General features: G+C 58.6%; 18 protein-coding genes and 1 riboswitch. Of the genes, 9 read left to right on the forward strand and 9 right to left on the reverse strand.

Annotation, left to right across the window (positions count from 1 at the left end; translation table 11 throughout):
- Window positions 1-19: 19 nt before the first annotated feature.
- The gene (locus tag FBZ99_RS09805; RefSeq protein WP_069613213.1) at window positions 20-721 is read right to left on the reverse strand and encodes a corrinoid protein; all 702 of its coding nucleotides are present in this window, start codon (window positions 719-721) and stop codon (window positions 20-22) included.
- Window positions 722-978: 257 nt separating this feature from the next.
- Between FBZ99_RS09805 and FBZ99_RS09810 the strand changes: the two genes are divergently transcribed.
- From FBZ99_RS09810 to FBZ99_RS09820, 3 genes are all read left to right on the forward strand, one after another.
- Window positions 979-2559: a trimethylamine methyltransferase family protein gene (locus FBZ99_RS09810; RefSeq protein ID WP_069613167.1), complete on the forward strand. Its 1581-nt coding sequence runs from the start codon at window positions 979-981 to the stop codon at window positions 2557-2559.
- A gap of 101 nt (window positions 2560-2660) precedes the next feature.
- Window positions 2661-3353, forward strand: coding sequence for a 4Fe-4S dicluster domain-containing protein (locus tag FBZ99_RS09815; RefSeq protein WP_113354544.1), 693 nt, complete (start codon window positions 2661-2663; stop codon window positions 3351-3353).
- 85 nt (window positions 3354-3438) lie between these two features.
- On the forward strand, window positions 3439-4167 hold the full coding sequence (locus tag FBZ99_RS09820) for a phosphodiester glycosidase family protein (protein ID WP_173002454.1): 729 nt from the start codon (window positions 3439-3441) through the stop codon (window positions 4165-4167).
- Between the two features lie 65 nt (window positions 4168-4232).
- Here the strand turns inward: FBZ99_RS09820 and FBZ99_RS09825 are convergent, their stop codons facing one another.
- Window positions 4233-5447, reverse strand: a complete 1215-nt coding sequence (locus FBZ99_RS09825) for a glycosyltransferase family 2 protein (protein WP_145632735.1) — start codon at window positions 5445-5447, stop codon at window positions 4233-4235.
- 297 nt (window positions 5448-5744) lie between these two features.
- Between FBZ99_RS09825 and FBZ99_RS09830 the strand changes: the two genes are divergently transcribed.
- Entirely contained in the window at window positions 5745-6734 is a 990-nt protein-coding gene (locus FBZ99_RS09830) for a glycosyltransferase family 2 protein (protein ID WP_162748865.1), read from the forward strand.
- A gap of 93 nt (window positions 6735-6827) precedes the next feature.
- On the opposite strand, the gene FBZ99_RS09835 is transcribed toward FBZ99_RS09830, so the two are convergent.
- Window positions 6828-8714: a glycosyltransferase gene (locus tag FBZ99_RS09835; protein ID WP_145632738.1), complete on the reverse strand. Its 1887-nt coding sequence runs from the start codon at window positions 8712-8714 to the stop codon at window positions 6828-6830.
- Between the two features lie 375 nt (window positions 8715-9089).
- On the opposite strand from FBZ99_RS09835, the gene FBZ99_RS09840 reads away from it, so the two are divergent.
- The gene (locus tag FBZ99_RS09840; RefSeq protein ID WP_113390291.1) at window positions 9090-10229 is read left to right on the forward strand and encodes a DUF707 domain-containing protein; all 1140 of its coding nucleotides are present in this window, start codon (window positions 9090-9092) and stop codon (window positions 10227-10229) included.
- Window positions 10230-10355: 126 nt separating this feature from the next.
- Complete coding sequence (gene glf, locus FBZ99_RS09845) at window positions 10356-11531, forward strand: UDP-galactopyranose mutase (protein ID WP_145632742.1); 1176 nt, start codon at window positions 10356-10358, stop codon at window positions 11529-11531.
- 115 nt (window positions 11532-11646) lie between these two features.
- Here the strand turns inward: glf and bmt are convergent, their stop codons facing one another.
- From bmt to FBZ99_RS33070, 5 genes are all read right to left on the reverse strand, one after another.
- The gene (gene bmt, locus FBZ99_RS09850; RefSeq protein ID WP_145632745.1) at window positions 11647-12660 is read right to left on the reverse strand and encodes a betaine--homocysteine S-methyltransferase; all 1014 of its coding nucleotides are present in this window, start codon (window positions 12658-12660) and stop codon (window positions 11647-11649) included.
- Between the two features lie 165 nt (window positions 12661-12825).
- Entirely contained in the window at window positions 12826-13878 is a 1053-nt protein-coding gene (locus tag FBZ99_RS09855; RefSeq protein WP_145632748.1) for a quaternary amine ABC transporter ATP-binding protein, read from the reverse strand.
- A complete protein-coding gene (locus FBZ99_RS09860; RefSeq protein ID WP_113333022.1) occupies window positions 13871-14782 on the reverse strand; it encodes an ABC transporter permease in 912 nt (303 codons plus the stop codon). Before FBZ99_RS09860 ends, FBZ99_RS09855 begins: the two co-directional genes overlap by 8 nt.
- Window positions 14783-15029: 247 nt before the next feature.
- Complete coding sequence (locus FBZ99_RS09865) at window positions 15030-16028, reverse strand: ABC transporter substrate-binding protein (protein ID WP_069613157.1); 999 nt, start codon at window positions 16026-16028, stop codon at window positions 15030-15032.
- A gap of 811 nt (window positions 16029-16839) precedes the next feature.
- Window positions 16840-16983, reverse strand: a complete 144-nt coding sequence (locus tag FBZ99_RS33070; RefSeq protein WP_173002442.1) for a hypothetical protein — start codon at window positions 16981-16983, stop codon at window positions 16840-16842.
- Between the two features lie 235 nt (window positions 16984-17218).
- On the opposite strand from FBZ99_RS33070, the gene FBZ99_RS09870 reads away from it, so the two are divergent.
- Window positions 17219-18673, forward strand: a complete 1455-nt coding sequence (locus FBZ99_RS09870; RefSeq protein ID WP_113354550.1) for a cobyric acid synthase — start codon at window positions 17219-17221, stop codon at window positions 18671-18673.
- Here FBZ99_RS09870 and FBZ99_RS09875 read toward each other — a convergent pair.
- On the reverse strand, window positions 18670-20466 hold the full coding sequence (locus tag FBZ99_RS09875) for a chloride channel protein (protein ID WP_145632751.1): 1797 nt from the start codon (window positions 20464-20466) through the stop codon (window positions 18670-18672). The two genes, FBZ99_RS09870 and FBZ99_RS09875, sit on opposite strands and share 4 nt — an antisense overlap.
- 179 nt (window positions 20467-20645) lie before the next feature.
- A riboswitch (cobalamin riboswitch) is annotated at window positions 20646-21043 on the forward strand.
- Window positions 21044-21184: 141 nt separating this feature from the next.
- On the opposite strand from FBZ99_RS09875, the gene cobU reads away from it, so the two are divergent.
- On the forward strand, window positions 21185-21709 hold the full coding sequence (gene cobU / locus FBZ99_RS09880; RefSeq protein ID WP_113354552.1) for a bifunctional adenosylcobinamide kinase/adenosylcobinamide-phosphate guanylyltransferase: 525 nt from the start codon (window positions 21185-21187) through the stop codon (window positions 21707-21709).
- Between the two features lie 5 nt (window positions 21710-21714).
- A complete protein-coding gene (gene cobW, locus FBZ99_RS09885) occupies window positions 21715-22764 on the forward strand; it encodes a cobalamin biosynthesis protein CobW (RefSeq protein WP_113354627.1) in 1050 nt (349 codons plus the stop codon).
- Window positions 22765-22771: the final 7 nt, after the last annotated feature.

Below are 22771 nucleotides of genomic sequence, written 5' to 3' on the forward strand. Positions count from 1 at the left end.
GGCACTCAGTTTCTTGCAATCAGGCGCCCGCAGCCAGGCTGTTGTGCTTGCGCTTCATGAATTCCTTGGCAGTCTCCACCGCCACGGCAGCGTCACGGCAATAGGCGTCAGCACCCACGGCCTTGCCGAATTCCTCGTTCAGTGGCGCGCCGCCGACCAGTACGACATAGTCGTCACGCAGGCCCTTTTCCTTCAGCGTATCGATAACGACCTTCATGTAGGGCATGGTCGTGGTCAGCAGTGCCGACATGCCAAGAATATCGGGCTGCTCGCGCTCGATGGCGTCGAGGTAGTTTTCGACCGGATTGTTGATCCCGAGGTCGATGACGTCGAAACCGGCGCCCTCCATCATCATGCCGACGAGGTTCTTGCCGATGTCGTGAATGTCGCCCTTGACGGTGCCGATCACCATCTTGCCGAGCTTGGGTGCACCGGTCTGTGCCAGCAGCGGCCGCAGGATCGCCATGCCGGCCTTCATCGCATTGGCCGAAAGCAGCACCTCCGGAACGAAGAGAATGCCGTCGCGGAAGTCGATGCCGACAATACGCATGCCCTCGACCAGCGCCTGGGTCAGAACATCGTAAGGAGCCCAGCCGCGCTCCAAGAGGATATTGGTCGCTTCCTCGATTTCTTCCTTCAAGCCGTCATACAGGTCGTCATGCATCTGCTGCACGAGCTCTTCATCAGAAAGTTCCGAGAGAATGATTTCGTCGTCAGACATGCGCTCCATCCCATTTTCGTGCAGCATCAGAGACTTGTATAAAACACTGCCGCCATTACGGATAGACCGGAAGGCCGCCAAAACTCTTTTTGAATGCGACGTCGCACGGAACAATCGCGACGGACGAAGAACAGTTGATATTGTCAGCCGATGTCTGTCCTATGCTAATTGCTGGCGCATTAAGGAACGTCCGCTTGTCGGAATCAGGTAGCATGGGGCCTGATAGACGCATCCATGCGCAGGAGTGAGGAAACATCATGGACGATATGATTGAGCAACCGGCTGCAGGCAATGATGGCGGCGGACGGCGTTCGCGCAGTGAGGGCAGGGGTGCGGCAGCGCGGCGCGCTTCGCGCAGCGGCGGCGGGCCGGGTCCTTCGCTCCCCTATATCACCCGTAAGATCGGCGTCTATGAAGTGCTTGACGAAGAGGGCCTGCAGCTCATCGAACGCAATGCCGACACGGTTCTGGAGGAAATCGGCATCGAATTTCGCGATGACGCGGAAGCTCTGGCGCTCTGGAAGGAAGCCGGTGCCGACGTACGCGGCCAGCGCGTGCATTTTCCGAAGGGACTTTGCCGCGAACTTCTGAAGACCGCGCCGAAGGAATTCACCTGGCATGCGCGCAACAGCGCCCGCAATGCCCATGTCGGCGGCAAGGCGACGATTTTCGCGCCGGTCTACGGCCCGCCTTTCGTGCGTGATCTTGAGGGCAACCGCCGCTATGCGACGATCGAGGATTTCCGTAATTTCGTGAAGCTCGCCTATATGGCACCGTCGATGCATTCGTCCGGCGGCACGGTCTGCGAGCCTGTCGATATCCCGGTCAACAAGCGCCATCTCGATATGGTCTATAGCCATATCAAATATTCCGATAAGCCGTTCATGGGCTCAGTCACCGCGCCGGAGCGTGCAGAAGATACGATCGCTATGGCAAAGATCGTGTTCGGCGACGATTTCGTTGAAAACAATTGTGTAACGCTGAACCTCATCAATGCCAATTCGCCGATGGTGTTCGACGAAACGATGCTCGGCGCCTTGAAGGTCTATGCGCGGCACAATCAGGCTTCGGTGGTTTCTCCCTTCATTCTCTCGGGCGCGATGAGCCCCGTGACGGTCGCAGGCACGCTGACGCAGATTCTGGCCGAGGTGCTGGCCGGCGCTTCCTTCACGCAGCTGATCCGCAAGGGCTCGCCTGTTCTGTTCGGCACCTTCGCCGCATCCATTTCGATGCAGTCGGGCGCCCCGACGTTCGGCACGCCGGAGCCATCGCTTGTCTCCTATGGCGCAGCACAGCTCGCGCGTCGCCTCGGTCTGCCGTTCCGCACCGGCGGCTCGCTCTGCGCTTCCAAGGTGCCGGATGCGCAAGCCGCGCACGAATCCGCCAATACTCTGAACATGACACTGCTGGCCGGCACGAATTTCGTGCTGCACGCGGCCGGATGGCTGGAAGGCGGTCTCGTCTCCTCCTACGAGAAATTCATGATCGACCAGGACCAGCTCGGCATGATGCAGAAGATGGCTGAAGGCGTGGATCTCTCGGAAAATGGCCAGGCGCTCGATGCCATCCGTGAAGTCGGACCGGGTAGCCACTATCTCGGCTGCGGCCATACGCAGGCGAATTTCCAGTCCGCCTTCTATCGCTCGCCGCTCGCCGACAACAACTCCTTCGAGCAGTGGGAGATCGAAGGTCAGAAACGCATCGAGCAGCGGGCCAACGCGCTTTGCCGTTCCTGGCTCGATCATTACGAAGCGCCGCCGCTCGATCCGGCCATCGACGAGGCTCTTCTCGCCTATATCCAGAAGCGCAAGGACTCGATGCCGGACGCCTTCACCTGAAGAGAGCCCGAGGCCGCCAGGGAGCAAGGCGGTGCGACACGCGTTGCCGATCTCATCCAGAAGGAAGTCTGGCGGCCGCACTATGAATATAAGGGGCCGCGGTGAGCCGCGGCCCTGCCATCTTCGAACAGCTCCGTGCGACGCTCGGCGTTCACGGAGTTTTCGTTCGTGGCAGCTTGTCCTTCCATGAAGGCGAGGGGCCGTTGCTGACGGATGGCACGCCTGCACGCGGTGTCGTGCTGCTGGGCAATATCGGCGGCTCGATCTGGCCGGCGTTTTCGAAATGGCTGGATATGCCCGTCAACAGGACGCGCAAGAATCCCCTTGATGACTGGTCGAAGGCGATTATCCGGCCGGTTGCAAGCGGGCTAGCGGCCACTACCTATTTTCCTTCGGATCCTCCCTGGCAACCGTTCCAGCGATGGGCCATGCAGGCCGAGGGCTTGAAAGCGTCACCGCTCGGCATCTTGATCCATCCGGACTATGGTTTGTGGCACGGATATCGCGGCGCATTGGGATTTGCCGATGCGCTGGAAGGAACGGAGGTGCCGCCGTTTTCTCCGCATCCATGCGATCTATGCATGGAGAAACCTTGTCTTGCCGCCTGTCCCGTTGGGGCGATAACGGCAGCCGGCTTTGATCTTCCAGGCTGCCGGTCGCGTTTGCGCACATCACAAGGGCAAGCCGGCTGCATGGCCGGTGGCTGTCTTGCACGCAATGCCTGCCCGGTCGGGGCAGGCTATCGTTACCCCGCCGAACAGCTTGCATTCCATATGGCTGCACTCCAGCTTTAGGTCTCACGCCTTCCTTGTTTCGCCGCATTGCGATGCGTTCTGAAGCCTGTGTTATTCATGCGGGGCTATGCGCTTGATTCGATTGATGGTCATTCTTGCCGTTCTTGCCTTTGCCGCCACCGCATCGGCCGGCGAAGCCTGTCGCAAGGTCCAGCATCTTGGGGACGGCTATACGGTCTGCACTTTCGATGCGGTCAGCGACGACATTCAGATTTTTCAGAACGATCGCAACGGCAAACCTTATGGCTCTTTCCGTGCCCTGGAAAATGATCTGCGTCAGGATCGCATCTATGTGCGCTTCGCCATGAATGGCGGCATGTATCTCGACGACCAGTCTCCCGTGGGTCTCTTCGTCGAGAATGGACGTGAGGTGAAGGCGATCAACACCAACAAGGGCTGGGGTAACTTTCATCTCCTGCCGAACGGGGTCTTCTATCTCGGGGCGGGCAAGGCCGGGATCATGGAAAGCAAGGCCTTCGCAGCTTCCGGCATCAAACCTTTTTATGCGACGCAGTCCGGCCCGATGCTGGTCATCAGCGGCAGGCTTCATCCGTCATTTCTGGCGGATAGTCCGAGCTTGAAGACACGAAACGGCGTGGGTGTTACCTCAGACGGCAAGGTCGTCTTCGCCATTTCCGATGGCGCGGTGCGTTTCCACGACTTTGCGACGCTATTTCGCGACGAGTTGAAATGTCCGAATGCGCTGTTTCTCGATGGCAGCATCTCCAGCCTCGATATCCCGGAATGGCAAAGGCGCGACAGCCTGTTTCCGCTCGGGCCGATCATCGCAGTGACGGAAATGCTGCCGGGTTGACGAGCACTTGAAACGCGAAGAGCTCCGCATTGCATCGCGGAGCCCTCGGCTATAGCCACCAAATTTCAGACGAACTGATCGATATAGGTCATGATGCTGAACAGGCCGTCCTTCGGACCCGGATTGGCCGGGAAATCCTCGGTGAAGCGGAGAAAGGCCCTTGGACTGCCGCCATAGCTGCCGGTCTGCGGCGCTTCCCTCGAGAGATGCTGCCGGATCGACTGCGGGAGAAGGTTGATCGTGGCATCGTCGATGATCGGTTCGATGATGACGGGTTCGCCATTGAAGGCGATCGCTTCCGTCGCGGCGGTGGAGATGCCTGCCAGCTTGCGGATTTGATCATAGGATTCCGGCGGTAATGGCGTCGGCAGGTAGGCCGCCATGCGGTGATACATGATATAGGCTTCGACCCAGTTCTGCGCGTTGACATGCAGGCGCATGGCGACCGCCTGACGCTGCAGCATGAATTCGGTGATGCGAGGCATCAGCGAGCCGCGATAGTCAGGCGGATAGCGGTTATCGCGCAGCGCCTGCGAGGCGAGGTATTCGAGGCCGCCTCTATAGGTATCCCACTGGAACATGCATTCCTTGTTGCCCTGCTGCAGGCGCGGATCGTCTGAAACGGCGGTCACGCGCGCGAAAGGCTCCGGCATGAACAGCACGTCGGCCTTGTCCAATGCACGGGTCGTATAGAGGAATGCCCAGAAGATGAACGGCGTCGGGCTGGAAATTGATTTCAACAGAACGTCGCGCCGGATGATCATGAATTCGGGGAAGATGTGACGGTCGAGAATGAATTCCAGCATCGAGCGGAAATCACCCTTGGCGTGACGCGTCGGATAGGAGAGGTGATAGAAGGGTTCCATATCGCCGCCGCCAGGCCTGCCATCGACGAGGAGCCACGGCGCCTGGATCATGCCGATATTCTTGTCGTCCACCATGATACGAAGATATTCGACGACTTTTTCCGGGATCAGCAAATCGTCGTCGCCGAGGAAAACCGCGTAATGGCCGCGGGCTCTCTGCATCGCAAAAGCGTAGTTGCTGATGAAACCGGAATTGCGCGCCCGGCGATAGGCGCTGATTTCCGGATGATGCGAGATCGACTGAATGTAGGCTGCGGTCTCATCCGTCGAACAATCGTCGACAATGACGATTTCGAAAGGGAGGCCCAGTCGGCGAAACTCTTCCAGGTGGAAATTGACGTTCCGCTCGAGCATGAACTGACGGTTATAGGTCGGAACGCAGACCGAAAGGACGGGGACTTGGGCAGAAGACATCGATATTCTCCACGAGGCATCAGCGCGATTCTATGCGCGGACTTTGATCCATGAATAAGCGGGATTGCTTTCGCGGGGCTGGAGAGTTTTGAGCGATCCGATTGGGGGAATTGCCCATGCTCCAGTTCAGTGCAAGTTCCGCTCTTTATGCTCCGGTCAGCGCATCCCGTAATCCCGGCGGGAAGCGATTGCCGTTTTCGAGGTTGCCTCTTCCTCGAAGATGGCCGGATAGCCCGAGGCACATGGATCAACCAATACCTCCAGGGTTTGGCGTCCATGTCAGTATCAGGAGACCCTGTGAGCAAAGTCAGTGTCATCATTCCCGCCTATAAGGCGCAGGAATCCATCGGTGAAACGATTGCCGCGGTTCTGGAAAATCGTGACGTCCTGGAGGTGATCGTCGTCGACGACATGTCTCCCGATGCCACCGCGATGATTGTCGAGCGACATGCTCAGCGTGATCAGCGGGTGCGCCTGCTGCGCAATCCACAAAATGGCGGGGCGGGATACAGCCGGAATGCCGGCATGGCCGCCGCCCACGGCGACTATTATTACTTTCTCGACGCCGACGACATGGTAGCGCATCGCTCGATCGATGAAGTCGTGTATCACATGGAAGCCAATGCCTGCGATGTGATGGTGTTTCGCTATCGCTACGTCACCGAGAGGAACGGTCGTCTCGATCCGATGCTGCCGATCGACAATGATGCCTGGCGGGAGCTGGTCGGCGATACCGACATAGGCGTTTTTACGCTCGACCAGTGCGGGCGATTGCTGTTCACCGTGAATTTCCCCTGGAACAAGATCGTGAGCGCCAGGCTATGTCGGGAAACGGGTCTCCGCTTCTCGGAGACCCGCGTCCATAACGATATCTATGCTCACTGGCATATCTATCTGCACGCGCGGAAGATCGGCATGATGAATCGTTATCTCATCGGCCACCGCGTCTATCAGGACAGGGCGCAGCTGACTAATGTCTTCACCGAAAAGCGGTTCGAGGTCTTCAAGGCGTTTGCGGAGGTGGAAGCGCTGTTTGCGCGCCTGCCGCGGATGAAAGAGGCCTATTACCAGTGGTTCCTTCGCAGCAAGTTCGATTTGCTCGATTGGATCTACCCGCAATTGCCGTTCGATCTCAGGGAGCGCTTCTTCGCTCTGGTTCGGCAATGCTATGAAGAGTATGGCCAGGCTGACTATGAGAACGTGCGCAGGCAGTCGTTCGAGACTGCGGATATCGCGCTCAGGCTGAAACAGGCCCCTCATTTGATACTCGGCAAGACGCCGAGATAGCGGCTAAGATAACGTTCCTCGCCTGCCGTATTCGCAATAAAAAGAGAGAGGCGCCGCGGTACGACCGCGGCGCCTCTTCCATTTCAGGCTGGTTCATCTGATGGCGTCGAGTTCGCTCAGATCCAGCGCGTTCTCGAATTCGTCGCGACTGTAGATAGCAAAATCCGCTTCAGTTGATTCCTTGAACTTGTATGGGTTCTCCACCAGCTTCAGCAGGCTCCATTGCGGGAACCGGTTTGCGATGTCCGTCGTGAATTTGCGGTGCCGGACATGCGACGCGCCGCGAATATCCGGGCCGTCGAAATTGGAGGCGTAGATAATCACATAGCGCTGCGGCAGAGAGAAAAGCTGGTCGAGGTAATTGACGTAAATATTGTCGTCAACCAAATGGTAGAGGACGTCGAGCGACAAGGCGCAGTCATAGGCGTCCTCGTGCATTTCCCAGTCAAGCGACTGATCGCCCAGCCAGACGAAATTGTAGTTCGGCTTATCCCTGTACATCATCATCGTGCGTTCGATGACCGTCTTGGAGACGTCGAAGCCGGTATAGCGGTCGAACGAGAAGTATTTCAGTTGATTGCCGTCGCCGGAGCCCATCTCCGCGAAGGATTTCAGCCCTTTCTTCCGGGCGAAGCTATTTAGAAACTGCCCCTTGTATTTGGCGAGCACATCATAAGAGCCGGCACCCGAATTGCCGCCACTGCGGTAACGGCCTTCCCAATAGCCGGTGGAGTCAAAGGAAGGCGCAGCTTCCGATCGACGCATCGGCTGTTCCATCGGTGTAACGGGAGCAAGTCGCTCCACAGATGGCGTCGGGATGGGCCGCGGCTGTGTCGGATAGGGCTGCTGCATCGGCTGCATCGCCACCTCGGCAACCGGCACGGCTTCGCGAACCTGCTGCACCGATATGGCCTGCGGAATAGGTGCGGGTTGCTGGGCCTGATGTGTGGCAGCCGGCCGCTGCGCCAGCCAGAGTGGAACGGGCCGCTTCATAGGCGAGCCGGCCTGCTGTTCCAGGGATGCCCAATTCAAGATTTTGGGTGCTTCGGCCACCCGGTCGCCCATGACGATATCGAGTTCGCGCAGCTGCTTGGCGAGCGGGAATTTGTCGTGGACATATTGCGTCCATTGATGGGTCTGACCGGCAATGATCTTTTCGACGGCTTCATCCACCGACGAGAAGCGGATTTCGTCGGGCCAGAATTCTTCCGCACCGGGATAGTCATGGATCACCGGCAGGGCGCCGACAGCCATGGCTTCGGCGATGTTATAACCAAAGCTCTCGTGCACCGAGGTCGACAGTATCACGCCCTTGTCCGCGAGGAACGCCGGCATGTTGCGCTGCCAGCCATGGAAGAAGACGTTGCGGGTAAGGCCGAGCTTTTCCGTCGTGCGCTTCAGGTACGGCATCATGACGTACTCTTCCTGTTCGCCGGCCACATGCAGCGTGTAGGAAGGATCGCGCTTCACCAGCGAGTGCATGATTTGCAGGAACAGCGGCTGGTTCTTGCGCATGAAGGGCTTGGCGGCCCAGGCGATTTTCTTCTTATCGAGCGAAGGGATCGGCTTAAACTTGTCGAGATTGAGGCCGTTCCACACGACGTGGGTGCGGGTTTTCTGGGTGACCTGAGGTGCCCTGAGTTTCAGGACACGCAGCATGTCATGGGACACCAGAATCAGATCATCGATGGCGCCGAAATCGATACGATCGGGAAAATTCGATTCGACGATCTCGAAGCGATGCCAGCGCGCGATGACACGCTTGCCGCGCCGCTTGATGTTCTGGTTGATCGCGTGGACGAAGAGCTCGTTGCAGAATTCGAACCAGACGATGTCGGCCCATTCCACAGCCGTCTCGATCTCCTTGAAAGCCTTCGGCTGTATGGCCATGACTTCGTAGGTCTTCGACAGATGTTGGAATATGTCGCCGATGAAGCTATCGACTTCGATGATTATGGCCAGCTTTTTCTTCTGATGCATCTTCTGCTACCGTAAAAGAGACGAGTGGTTCTTAGTCTCGACCTGACGGACGACACGACCGACCTTCGTGTCCGCCGAGCACCGACGTTCTTGGCAATATTCTGAACGCGCGATTGTCCCCCGCACAGAAATCCCAGCTCCGAGATTATGCCGACCAACTTTCGCGAGGCTGGATTGCTCGAAATGCGTTCTGGGCGACGGTGTTCCGGGCGGCAGGCGGCCTTTGATTTCCTGCACAAGCTTCGCAAAAGGAATGGTGGCCAAAGTGCCGATCAAACGAGCTCGATCGCGAGCGAATCTCCGGGAGCCATGTCGTCTGACTGCTTTCCTCGGATCTGGCCGTTACCTGGGGTTCGGAATTAGGGAACAGTCCACATGTCATTGGCAGCGAACAGCTTGCATAAGCCCGCCTACGAAGTGCATCCGGCGAGCCAGATACAATGGTCCGATGCGCCGCCGCTGACCCAGGACATGTTGAACGGCACATTTTGGAGCCTTGGCGACGTCAACCGCGGGATGTTCTCTCGCTTCATGGTTTTGGCACCTGAGGGCATGATCGGCAATTATTTCGATCCCGCCGTCGATTTCTGGCATGTGATGGCCGGCCGGCTTTGCCTGATCGACAGAGATGGGCTGCCGTCGGTCATTTTCGATTCTGCCCATATCGAGGACGGCAATCTCATGGCATTGGCGGGCCGGGGCGTTATTGGAGGTGTCGATAGCACCTATCTGCTGGTGCCGGCCGATCACCCACCGCATCCGCTGTTTTCAACGCCCGTAGGTGTCGAGCGCAAGGCCAAGTTCCTCGTGCAGCCGCAGGAAGGGCTTAGGCGTCCCAATCTCGTTGTCGTGCCCGCCGGTTCGAAGTCGCTCCATCCGCGCTGGTTCGAGAAGATCGATGATGCCTCGCGCAACTGGGATCTCTGCATCGGCTATTATGGTGCCGAGACGCCGGAAGTATCCAATAGCCCCTACGAATATCTGGCGCATCTGCCGAAGACCAAGAAGTTCAAGATCATCTACGACCTCTTCCATCAAGGCAGCCCGCTTTGGAATTATGAGCGAATCTGGCTGCCGGATGACGATCTGCTGTGCGACGGCGAGGACATCAACAGGATGTTCCACCTGTCGCACAAGCATGGTCTGGATCTGGCGCAGCCGTCCCTCAAAAAAGGACCAGGCTCTTATCCCAATCATCCTTTGACGGTTCAGCGACCCAACAGCGTCGTGCGTTTCGAGGGTTTCGTCGAAATCATGTGCCCGGTCTTCTCGCGGCGTGCGCTGCAAATCTGCATCGAGTCCATGAAGGATGTCGAATCCGGATACGGTCTCGATCATCTTTGGCCGTCATTCCTCGGGCGGCCGGCGGCGCGCATGGCGATTATCGATGCCATTTCCGTCGCTCACACGCGGCCGCTGGGCGCGACCTACAACGTCAATGCAGCGGTGGAAGAACAGGCTGCACTCTTCAGGACGTATCAATATACGCCGCTGAAATATGCTGGCGTCTGGTAGCGTGCCTGGATTTTTCCAAGTGCTGCCGACAGATCCGCGCCGCCGTCACCCTGATATATCCCATTCCGTTTGGCACCTTCGATTGCAGCCGCGACCGAGATTTGGTGGTAGCGAGAGTTTTAGAGCATGATCGATTTTTCCAAGGTAGATTTATTGATCGTCGGTGCCGGCTTCTACGGCGCGACGATCGCGGAGCGGGTCGCGAACGAGCTCCAGAAGAACGTGCTTCTGATCGACCGGCGCAGCCATATCGGTGGCAATGCCTATAGCGAGTTCGATGGCGAGACCGGGATCGAGGTTCACCGCTATGGTGCGCATCTCTTCCATACACCGAACGAAGTGGTCTGGACCTATCTCAACAGATTTACGGCCTTCACCGACTATAAGCATCGCGTCTATTCGACCTACCGCGATCAGGTCTATTCAATGCCGATCAATCTCGGAACGATCTCGCAGTTCTTCAACCGGCGCCTTTCGCCCGACCAGGCGAAGACCCTGATTGCGGATCAGGCGGCAGAAATGGCCGGCCGTCATCCGGCCAATCTGGAAGAGAAGGCGATTTCGCTGATCGGCCGGCCCTTGTACGAGGCGTTCATTCGTGGCTATACGGCCAAGCAGTGGCAGACGGATCCGCGCGACCTGCCCGAACATATCATCACGCGCCTGCCGGTCCGTTACACTTTCGACAACCGCTACTTCAACGACAAATATGAAGGCTTGCCGGTCGACGGCTATACCGCGATCTTCGAGAGGATGCTGAAGCATCCGAAAATCCAGATCGCCCTCGATGTCGATTTCTTTTCGTTGAAATCCTCGTTGCCGGCCGATCTGCCGATCGTCTATACCGGCCCGATCGATCGCTACTTCGACTATTCCGAGGGTGAGTTGGGCTGGCGTACCATCGACTTCGAAAAGGAGACGCTGAATACCGGCGATTTCCAGGGGATGGCGGTCATGAATTATGCCGACGAGACGATCCCCTACACCCGTATCCTGGAGTTTCGCCACTTCAATCCGGAGCGCAGCTATCAGAATGAGAAGACGGTCGTGGTGCGGGAATATTCGCGCTCGGCCAAGCGCGCCGACGAGCCTTACTATCCGATCGATACACGTCAGGACAAGGAGGTCTTCCTGCGCTATCGCGACCGCGCCGAGGCAGAGACCAATGTCCATTTCGGCGGGCGGCTCGGCACCTACCGTTATCTAGACATGCACCAGGCGATTGGCGCGGCCTTGAAGGCGTTCGAAAGCCGCATCGTCCCGCATTTCACCGAGGGGCGTGCTATCGGTGGTGAGAAATAGAGGGCTGCAGGCGCCGGCTCACTTTCGGCATGCTTTGAAGACGCGGCCGAGGGAAGATCCCTGTGGAAGCACTTGAATGATAAAAGAAAGCCCGGCAACCGGGCTTTCTTTTTCCTTAGGATCGTCGACGACGTTCGCGAGCCGGGGCCGCGCCGCCTTCGTTGGCGGTCTTATTGCGCAGGGGACCGATCCGTTCGATGATCGTCTCCAGCGTCGGGCGAGGCCCGGCTACGTAGCTGTCCAGCGCCTCCCGCATGGCGGCGAGATGGCCGCAGGAGGTGCCGCAGCAGCCGCCGATGATCTTGGCGCCGGCATCGCGGGCAAGGCGGGCATAATCGGCCATCAGCGGCGGCGTGCCGGAATAATGGATTTCGGCGCCACGATATTCGGGAATGCCACAATTGCCCTTGACGATGACGATCGCGGAAGCATCCGCTTCAGTCATGTCGAGAAGGCTGGAGAGGATGTCGGAAGCGCCGACGCCGCAATTGGCGCCGACGGCGAGCGGGCCCGCGCCGATATCGGTGGCGACGGCATGAATATCCTTCGGATGCAGGCCCATCATGGTCTTGCCGGCCGTGTCGAACGAGCCGGTATAGGTATAGGGCAGGCCGACTTTGGCGGCGGCTTCTGCTGCAGCTCGGATTTCTTCCGGCGATGACATGGTTTCGATCCAGGCGACATCTGCACCACCCGCCTGTAGGCCTTCCATCTGCTCGACGAAAGCGGCGACGGCATCTTCATAGGTCAGGGCGCCGAGCGGCATGAGCAACTCGCCGGTCGGCCCGACGGATCCGCCGACGATGACCTTGCGGTCGGCCTTGTCGGCAACGGCGCGGGCGATCTCGGCGGCCGTCTTGTTGAGGCTATGCACGCGATCCTGCGCATGATGGAGCTTCAAGCGATGACGGGTGCCACCGAAGGTATTGGTGAGGATGATGTCAGCGCCGGCATCGACGAAATCCTGATGCAGCTTCGTGATCCGGTCGGGATGCTGTTCGTTCCAGAGCTCGGGCGCTTCACCCGCCTCAAGGCCCATGGCGAAGAGGTTGGTGCCGGTTGCGCCGTCGGCAAGCAGTACGCCCTTTTCGGCGAGAAGATCGGTCAGCGGATTGGTGGCGACGGTCATAGTGCGTCCTCGGATACGTCGGATGTTCGGATATCAAATGCAGATATAAACATTTCTTTATGTGAATACAACGACAAGATGGCTACCCATATGTCGACACGGCCATGGCGGCAGAAAAAAGCGCCCCGGTGAGGGCGCTCTATCGTTTGGGATGAAGATCAGCCGCTAGGCTGCCGCCATCTCTGCCGTCTCGTGCGATGTCGGCGTGACCATGGCGGCGATGATGCTTTGCAGATCGATCGTGCCGATAGGCTTGCCGCCCGCATCCATGACGATGGCTCCGGTTTGGCCCGCCTCGGTGATCTGCTTGGCGGCGACTTCCAGTGTCATGTCGCCGGGCACACGTGCACCGCCCGGCTCGCCGGCAAGCGGCTTCATGATGGTCTGGGCTTGGATGACGCGACCGCGGTTCACCTCCTTCACGAAGGCTGTGATATAGTCGTCGGCCGGCTGCAGCACGATCTCCTGACCAGTGCCCTGCTGCACGACCTTGCCGTCGCGCAGGATCGCGATCTTGTCGCCAAGGCGCAGCGCCTCGTCGAGATCGTGGGTAATGAAGACGACGGTCTTTTTCAGCTCCTTCTGCAGATCGAGGAGGACGGTCTGCATGTCGACGCGGATCAACGGATCGAGCGCCGAATAAGCTTCGTCCATCAGAAGGATATCGGCATCGTTCGTCAGTGCGCGGGCAAGTCCGACGCGCTGCTGCATGCCGCCGGAAAGCTGGTTCGGAAAGTGCCTTTCGAAGCCCTTGAGCCCGACGCGCTCGATCCAGTACTGGCCCTTCTTCTCGCTCTCGGAGCGCGGTACGCCCTGGATATCCAGGCCGTAGATCGTGTTCTCGATGACGGTGCGGTGCGGCAGTAGCGCGAATTTCTGGAACACCATAGCCGTTTTGTGGCGGCGGAATTCGCGCAGGTCGTTTTCGCTCATCTTGCAGACATCCACGCCGTCATAGAGCACTTCGCCGACCGTCGGCTCGATCAGGCGGTTGATATGGCGGATCAGCGTCGACTTGCCCGAGCCGGACAGGCCCATGACGACGGTGATGGCGCCGGCGGGCATATCGATGTTGATATCCTGCAGGCCGAGCACATGGCCATGCGTTTCATTGAGCTCGGCCTTGCCCAAGCCGTTCTTGACCTGATCGATATAATCGCGTCCGCGAGGACCGAAAATCTTATAGAGGCTTTTGATCTGGATCGCGTGACTAGCCATGGATGACCTCCGAGTGCTTCTGGAGCCTTCTGCCATAGGCCTGGCTCGTACGGTCGAAAATGATGGCAATGGCGACCAGCGCGAAACCGTTGAGGAAGCCGACGGTGAAGAACTGATTGTTGATCGCCTGCAGCGTGTTCTTGCCGAGACCGCCGACCCCAACCATGGAGGCGACGACGACCATGGCCAGCGACATCATGATGGTCTGATTGATGCCGGCCATGATGGTGGGCAGCGCGAGTGGTATCTGCACGTTGAAGAGTTTCTGGCGGTGCGATGAGCCGAAAGCGTCGGCGGCTTCCAGCACCTCCTTGTCCACGAGGCGGATGCCGAGATTGGTCAGGCGGATCATGGGCGGCACGGCATAGATGACGACGGCGATGAGGCCTGGCACCTTGCCGATGCCGAAGATGACGACGACAGGAATGAGATAGACGAAGCTCGGCATGGTCTGCATGACGTCGAGGATTGGATTGACGATCGACTGCAGGCGGTCCGAACGCGCCATCAGGATGCCGATCGGCAGGCCGATGACGATGGCGATGAGCGTACAGACGGTGACCATGGCAAGCGTGACCATCGTGTCGGTCCAGAGGCCGAAGACACCGATGAGGATCATGGAGATCGCAGTGCCGGCGACAATTCTGAGATTGCGGCTCGCGGCATAGACGACGAGCATCATGACGATGAGCACGATGAACCAGGGCGTATTGGTGAAGGCCCATTCGAGATAGTTCAGAAACCATTGCAGCGGCTGCACGATGGCGTCGATGAGCGTGCCGTAGGCGCGTACGGACGCCCTGAAGCCGTCATCGATATTCTTGCGTGCGAGGCGGATGATTGACTCGTCTATTGCCGGAAAGTTGCAGAGCACATTCGGCAGGATCGTACACTGGATAGCCATGTATTTCCCCTTCTTAGTCCGGTTTTGTCCCGCTCCACGCATGTGGCCTTCACGCGTGGATGGCTTGCAGCGCTGCGACCGGTTCTTCAGGCTGCCCCTGCATTCTTACTATATTCGCCACCATCAATCTGCACTCGTTGCGACCTTGCGCCATGTCACTCTGTCGGTATGAGGGTCATTCGGGTTGCACTGTGCGAATGTAAAATCGGCGGCAGGCACAAGGCCGCCGCCGATTCCGCAGCATGGATTAGAGCGAAGCCTTGATCTTGGTGGCAACGTCCGGGGCAACCCACTTGGTCCACATATCGGGGTAGGTCTTGAGGAAGTACTTGGCGCCGTCCTCGTTCGTGCCCTGATTGTCGGTCATCCAGGCGAGAACCTTGCCAACCGTGGCATTATCCCATTTGCGGGTCTTCATATAGTCCATGGCAATGCCGGCCTTGGCCGCAAAGTCCTTGGTGACGACGGTGTAGACATCCGAAACCGGATAGGAGTTCACCTTCGGATTGGCGCAGTCCTGCTGCGACGTGCAGGCATCCCATTCCTTCTTGTCGTGCGGCACGTTGAAGCTCAGACGAACCATGTCGTACTTGCCGAGGATCGCGGTCGGGGCCCAGTAGTAGCCGAGCCAGCCGGTCTTCTTTTCGAAGGCGTTGGCGATCGAACCGTCCAAACCTGCGGCCGAGCCGGTGTCGACGAGAGTAAAGCCGAGCTTGTCGGCGCCGAGAGCCTTGTAAAGGTTGGTCGTGGAGATCTGGCAGTTCCAGCCTGCCGGGCAGTCATAGACGGCGCCCTTGGATGGATCTTCCGGGGCCGGGAAAAGTTCAGGATGCTTCAGCGCGTCCTGAACGGTCTTGATGTCGGGATGCGCGTCGGCGACGAACTTCGGAATCCACCAGCCTTCGACGCCGCCATCGCTCAAAAGCGGTGCAGCCACGATCAGACGGCCTTCCGATACGGCCTTGTCGAGCGCGGTGCGCACGGCATTGACCCAAAGCTCGGGTGCGACGTCAGGCTGACCTTTTTCGTTCATGGAGGTAAAGGTCGGCTGTGTATCGCCGGTTACCAGGGTGACATTGCAGCCGTAACCGTTCTGCAGGATGATCTTGTCGACCTGCGCGGCAACGCCTGCGGATGCCCAGTTCATTTCAGCGATGGATACGCTGCCGCAATCTGCGGCCTGCGCCGAGCCAGCCAAAGCATAGGCGCCGAATGCAAAAATGGCTGAAGCGAGAAGCTTCTTCATTGATATCGTCTCCCAATTTTTCGTTACGTTGCGGAAATCGACTCCAACGCGTTCGATTTCTGTCGATCCCCTGTCAGCGCGGTCTGATTGCAACCGTTCATACGCCGCTGACGACGCCCGTACGGTCCCCTTTGCTGCTGTCGTGCATTTGGTCTTTTTGCGACCGCCGAATTCTGTCGCGGCCGGGCATTCTTTGCATCGACATCAATCAGCGTAAGGATTTGGATGAAGAAATCAACAGCCCATCGGGTAATGGACGTTATCGTGCCTCTTGGAGAAGCTTAAATAAGCGCCTGAATTAGCCTGTTTTCTGCCATTCGTGGCTGCAAAACGTCCATTACATGGCTTCCTCAAAGCTCTGTTGCTCAGACGGATTTGAATGGCGCTTAAATCTCGCGTCCCTGGAAGACGTTTTATATCTTATTTGCGCCGTTTACGCTTTCTCAACGCAAAGAGGAAAATTTTCAAAAAATTTTCAGATTCACTCTAATTTAAGCACTTAATAACCCTCCAGTAACGATGTCCGTTTATCAATCGATGCGTGGCGGGGGACATACCGCTGCTTCCCTGGATCAGGTATTGCGTACCGGGGAAAGCGAACCTTGCGGTGTATGTGCAGGGAAGCCGGCGTTTTTGGCAAACCGCGTCGATCTCCGGATCGCGCGGTTTTCGCGCTTGAGAGGGTGCCTTTACGAGGCAGTTTGATCTGCCCGAAGCGGCACCCGTTCCATCTCGATAACGATCAAAAATAAAGCCGCCGATGCTATCGCATGGCGGCTTCTCATGTGTCGGCTAGCGGCTTGACGCGCTATTAGCCAACATTATAGGTGCGGATGAAGCCAACCGTACCGAAGCGCGTATCGAGCTGCTGCAGGCGGCTCTCCGGGCGGCGAACCGGAAGCTTGCCATTCCAGGCGATCTGGATGGAATTCTGTCTGTTGAAGATGAAGAGCATTGGGGTATCCTCCGACCCGGACCGGCCGGTTTCGTTGTTTGTTTTCGCGATGGAGATAATCCTCTTCCGCGGAACTCACAATGGATGAAATCGTCATCCAATGTCGCAAACAGAGCATGTTTGAGGGTGGTGCATTTTTGTATCGTGCTCGCTCTTTCCGGAGGCCCGGGATCGCGGCAGAATCAAGGCGGAATCTAGCGTTTTCAGTGGCTGTGGCGCATCGAGGTGGTGGGGAATGACAAGAGCGATCATGCTGCAGGGAACCGGCTCCGATGTCGGAAAAACGGTATTAGTCGCAGGTCTGTGTCGGCTGTTCGCGAACAGAGGCGTGAGGGTGCGCCCGTTCAAGCCGCAGAATATGTCCAACAATGCCGCCGTTGCGGAGGATGGCGGCGAGATCGGGCGCGCCCAATGGCTGCAGTCGCTTGCGGCGCGGGTGCCATCATCGGTTCACATGAATCCGGTGCTGTTGAAGCCGCAATCGGAAACCGGCAGCCAGATCATCGTACAGGGCAAGGTCTGGGGCCATGCCAAGGGCAGGGACTATCAGGCGCTGAAGCCGCAGCTGCTTGGTGCCGTACTCGAAAGCTTCGCCACGATGCGGGCAGGAACCGATCTCGTTGTCGTCGAGGGAGCTGGTTCGCCTGCCGAGATCAATCTTCGACGCGGCGATATCGCCAATATGGGCTTTGCGACACGCGCCAATGTCCCCGTCGTGCTGGTCGGTGACATAGACCGCGGCGGCGTAATCGCGTCACTGGTCGGCACGTATCATATATTGCCGGAGGAAGACCGGCGAATGATCCGTGGCTACCTGATCAACAAGTTTCGTGGCGATGTCTCCTTGTTCGGTGAGGGCATAGCGGCCATCGGCGGCTTCACTGGCTGGCAATGCCATGGCGTCGTGCCGTGGCTGAAGGCGGCGGCGCGTCTGCCGGCGGAGGATTCCGTTGTGCTGGAGCGGCTTGCTCGTGGCTCGTCCGGCGCGCTCAAGGTCGCCGTGCCGGTGCTGTCGCGGATTGCCAATTTCGACGATCTTGACCCGCTGCGAGCCGAGCCCGATGTCGATCTGGTTTTCGTTCGCGCTGGAGAGCGTTTGCCCGCCGATGCAGGGCTTGTGGTGCTACCTGGCTCGAAGTCTACGATCGGTGACCTTCTCGATCTGCGTGAGCATGGGTGGGATCGCGATATTGCTGCCCATGTGCGCCGCGGCGGTCGCGTCATCGGCATTTGCGGCGGCTATCAGATGCTCGGCCATACCGTTTACGATCCGCTCGGTATCGAGGGATCGGTGACCGAGACGCCCGGATTGGGTCTTTTGGATATCGAGACGGAAATGGCTCCAGAAAAGACGGTACGGAATAGCACTGCCGTTTCCAAGGAATATGATGTGCCGCTATCGGGCTATGAAATCCATCTTGGCGTCACGCGGGGTCCGGACTGCGAGCGGCCATCGACCATGATCGACGGGCGGCCCGATGGAGCCATATCGCCGGATGGCCGTGTTATGGGCACATACCTGCATGGTCTTTTCGGCAGCGATGCTTACCGGGCGAAGCTGCTGGCAAGCTTCGGTCTTTCCGGCGAGCGCATGAACTATCGCGCCAGCGTCGATGCGGCGCTGGACGAAGTTGCGGCAGAGCTGGAAAGTGTACTCGATCCCGCCTGGCTCGACGGTCTGGTCGCCTAAAGTTCCCCCGACACTTCCCGCCGCCGGCGGTCGAGTTCTTCGCTGTAGCGGCGCAGCGTATAGCTCTCCGTCAGCAGACCGATGACTTTACGCTCGATCAAATCGTTGACCACAACGAGCGCTTCGCTCTTCGTCTGCTCGAACATGGCGGCTGCCTGCTTGGCGTTCATCTGCGGCTGCAGGAATTCGTTACGCAGCCGGATGAAATCGGAAAGGCCGTGCTCCTCGTCGTCTTTTTCGATCGGGCTCGCATAGACGTCGGGCACGAGAACCATTCCGGAATATTTCTCGTTCTTGTCGATCAGGATGACGCGCTGCGCCGAGCCGATCGGAAAATTCTTGCGGAATTCCTCGATGCTCATGTCGATGCTGCCCGTGTGCACGTCGGGGCGCATCATGCGGGCGACCGTCAGATTGCGGATCCAGCCGACATCGTGGGCGCTGCGGATGCTCTCGCCGCGCAAATGGAAGCGCCATGTGGCGAAGGAGTAGCCGAAGGTCGTGCGCACCACCAGCGATGAGGTGATGACGGCAGCCAGCACCAGGGCAGTGATCGGAAAGTCCCCGGTGATTTCAAGCGCCAGGAAGGTCATGGTCAGCGGGCCGCCGATGATGGCAACGGCCAGCGAGCTCATGCCGACGACGGCATAGACGACCGGCGTCAGCGTGGCATGATCGAAATAGGGTGCACAATAGGCGAAGATCTTGCCGAGCAGTGCGCCCATGAACAGCGAAGCGAAGAAGAGGCCGCCTCTGAAGCCGGAGCCGATCGATATTGCGGAGGCGAGCGATTTCAGCAGGAATAGACCCAGCAAGGCGCCCAGCGTCACGTCCGTAGACAGATTGAGATGCAGCGCGCCATGGCCGGCAGATAGGACCTGCGGCGAAATCAACGCCAGTGTTCCGACGACCAGGCCGCCGAGCGCGGGCCGGAAAGGCGGCGCGATGGAACTCTTGCGTGCCAATTCTTCGACCCAGGCGACGCCCTGCATGATCAGGATGCCGATACCGGCGCAGAAGGCACCAAGCAGGATAGCTGGAAGATAATCCGCCGGAACGATCGCCCCGAAATGATCGATATCGATGGCGAAGTCATCGCCGGCAAGCAGTCTTGCAATCATCGTCGATATCAGTGCCGAGACGACGACAGGGGTTAGCGTCAGGATCGAATAGCTGCCGATGATGAGCTCAAAGGCATAGAAGGCACCGGTGAGCGGCGCATTGAATGCTGAGGCAATAGCACCCGCAGCACCGCAGCCGACGAGCATGCGCAGGTCTGCGCGGCGCATCTGCATCTTATAGCCGAATTTGGAGGCAATGCCGGCCGCGAGCTGCGTGTAACCCGCTTCAAGCCCGACGGACGCGCCGAATCCATTCGAGATCAGGTTCTGCACGGCGACGATGATGCTGTCGGTAAGCGACATCCGGCCGCCATGCAGCGCATTGGCTTCGATCGGGTCGACCATCGGCTTCTTGCGCGTGCGCGACAATATGTAGAGCAATATGCCGAGAATGATGCCGCCTGCGATCGGTGCGATGAACAACACCGATTTGTCGGGAATCGCCATTGCTGCCGAACTCAAGCGTTCGTAGTCGGTTATACCGTAGATGACGCTGTGAAGCTTGCGCGAGATATAGCTCATCGCGGTGACGGCACAGCCGGACGCTATTCCCACCAGCGCGCCGGCAAAAACAAGTCCCAGCTCGCCACGGCGCAGCAATGCCCTGAAGCGACCGAGATCGAATAGGACCGAGAAGACGCCGAGACGTCGCGGTTGGAATTTCTGCAGCATTGGAAGCGGACGATACGTTTTGCTCGAATGTGAGGGGTTACCCTCTATAAACTCCTAACATCAAAGAAATACGGCAAAAAAGCCGCTGGTTTTATGGGAATTTTCAACCGAATTCGCAATCAGGATGGCGCAGGTCGCATCCATGCCGTTGATTGACTTGAACTCAGTGAAAGCCTAATCATTGCGGCATAACGAATGGTTCCTGAGCGGCGATCTGCCGCATGGGATGAAAAGGGAATGTGAAGGGGCGGACCCAATCCGGGCGTTCTCATCACAGCCGACCCCGCGACTGTAGAGCGGTCAGGGTCTTTCGTTCGGTTTGAAGTCTATTTCGTCGATGGTTCGCATGGGGCGAACGGGGCGGGGCAGGCGCAAATCGAAAAAGCCACTGGTGTGGCATCATGATTAACCGGGGCTGGACGCCTCTTATTCTACGAATCGTCCGCCTTTTCATGATGCATTGCCGGGAAGGTGAGAAAGATCCGCTGGCGCACGATCGGGGGCGACCGGTTTCGGTCCGCCCCCTTGCGGCGCCTCATCCGCGAGCCAGGAGACCTGCCATGCGTGCCGGGCGCAGAGCCTGTTTTGGGACGCGAGTTCCGCTGCCAGCACGGAGGTTGTCATGGCGCAAGACGAGTTTTCGGCGTGTGAGCGCCTGTTTCCCGGTTCCAGCGACGTGCTGCCGACCCTCGCTTTTGCTCGAGAGCGGGCATAACGCATGTCGTCTTCGATTTCCCAAGCGGTCTTCGTTCTTGGCGGCGCGCGCTCCGGCAAATCCAGGTTTGCAGAATCGCTGGTGTCGGATACCGGCCTCGAATGTCACTATGTGGCGACAGGGCGGGCGTGGGATGACGAGATGCGCGAGCGCATCGCCAAGCATCGTGCCGATCGCGGCGATCTATGGCAGACGCATGAGGAGCCTATGGATCTCGTCGGGCAGCTTGCCGCTATCGACGCGGAGGGGCGGGCGGTGCTTATCGACTGCCTGACGCTCTGGGTGACCAATCTGATGATGGCCGAGCGGGATATGGCGGCAGAATTTGCCGCTCTCACTGCATTTCTGCCGACTGCGCGATCAAGGCTCGTTCTCGTCTCCAACGAGGTGGGCTTGGGAATCGTACCAGAAAATCGCATGGCGCGCGAATTTCGCGATCATGCCGGCCGCCTGCACCAGATGGTCGCGGCGGCGAGTGCTGAAGTTTATTTTATCGCAGCGGGCCTGCCGCTGAAAATGAAGGGTTGATGCATATGAATCAGGAAAAGATTCCAGCCACCGTCATCACCGGCTTCCTGGGGGCCGGCAAGACGACGATGATCCGCAACCTCCTGCAAAATGCCGGCGGCAAGAAGATCGCGCTGATCATCAACGAGTTCGGCGACCTCGGCGTTGATGGCGACGTGCTGAAGGGCTGCGGTGCGGAGAACTGCACGGAAGATGACATCATCGAGCTGACCAATGGTTGCATCTGCTGCACCGTTGCCGACGATTTCATCCCGACTATGACGAAGCTTTTGGAGCGTGATGCGCGCCCGGACCACATCGTCATCGAGACGTCAGGCCTTGCCCTGCCGCAGCCGCTGGTCGCCGCCTTCAACTGGCCTGATATTCGCACCCATGTCACCGTCGACGGCGTCATCACGGTGGTCGACAGCGCGGCTGTTGCCGCCGGCCGTTTCGCCGACGATCACGACGCCGTAGAGGCTGCTCGCGTCGAGGACGACTCGCTTGATCACGAAAGCCCGATCGAGGAACTTTTCGAGGATCAGCTGACCTGCGCCGATCTGATCGTGCTCAACAAGACCGATCTGATCGACACTGATGGTCTCGGCCGCGTCCGCGCCGAAGTAGCCTCGCGCACCGCCCGCAAGCCGACAATCATCGAGGCCAAGAACGGCGATGTGCCTGCCACTGTCCTGCTCGGCCTCGGGATCGGCACGGAAGACGATATCGTCAACCGCAAATCTCACCACGAGTTGGAGCACGAGGATGGCACGCCGCATGACCACGACGAGTTCGACAGCTTCGTCGTCGAACTCGGCCCGATTGCCGATCCGGCCGCCTTCGTCGATGCGCTGAAGGGCGTGATTGCGGAGCATGATGTGCTGCGCCTCAAGGGCTTCGTCGATGTCCCCGGCAAGCCCATGCGCCTGCAGCTTCAGGCCGTCGGCAGCCGCATCGACACCTATTTCGATCGCGCCTGGACGCCGGGTGAAGCCCGCGCGACCCGGCTTGTCGTGATCGGCCTGCACGAGATGGACGAGACGATCGTTCGCAAGGCGATCGAAGCATTGGTCTAAGGGAAAT

The sequence above is a fragment of the Rhizobium sp. ERR 1071 genome, assembly GCF_007828675.1.
Taxonomy (GTDB): Bacteria; Pseudomonadota; Alphaproteobacteria; order Rhizobiales; family Rhizobiaceae; genus Rhizobium; species Rhizobium dioscoreae.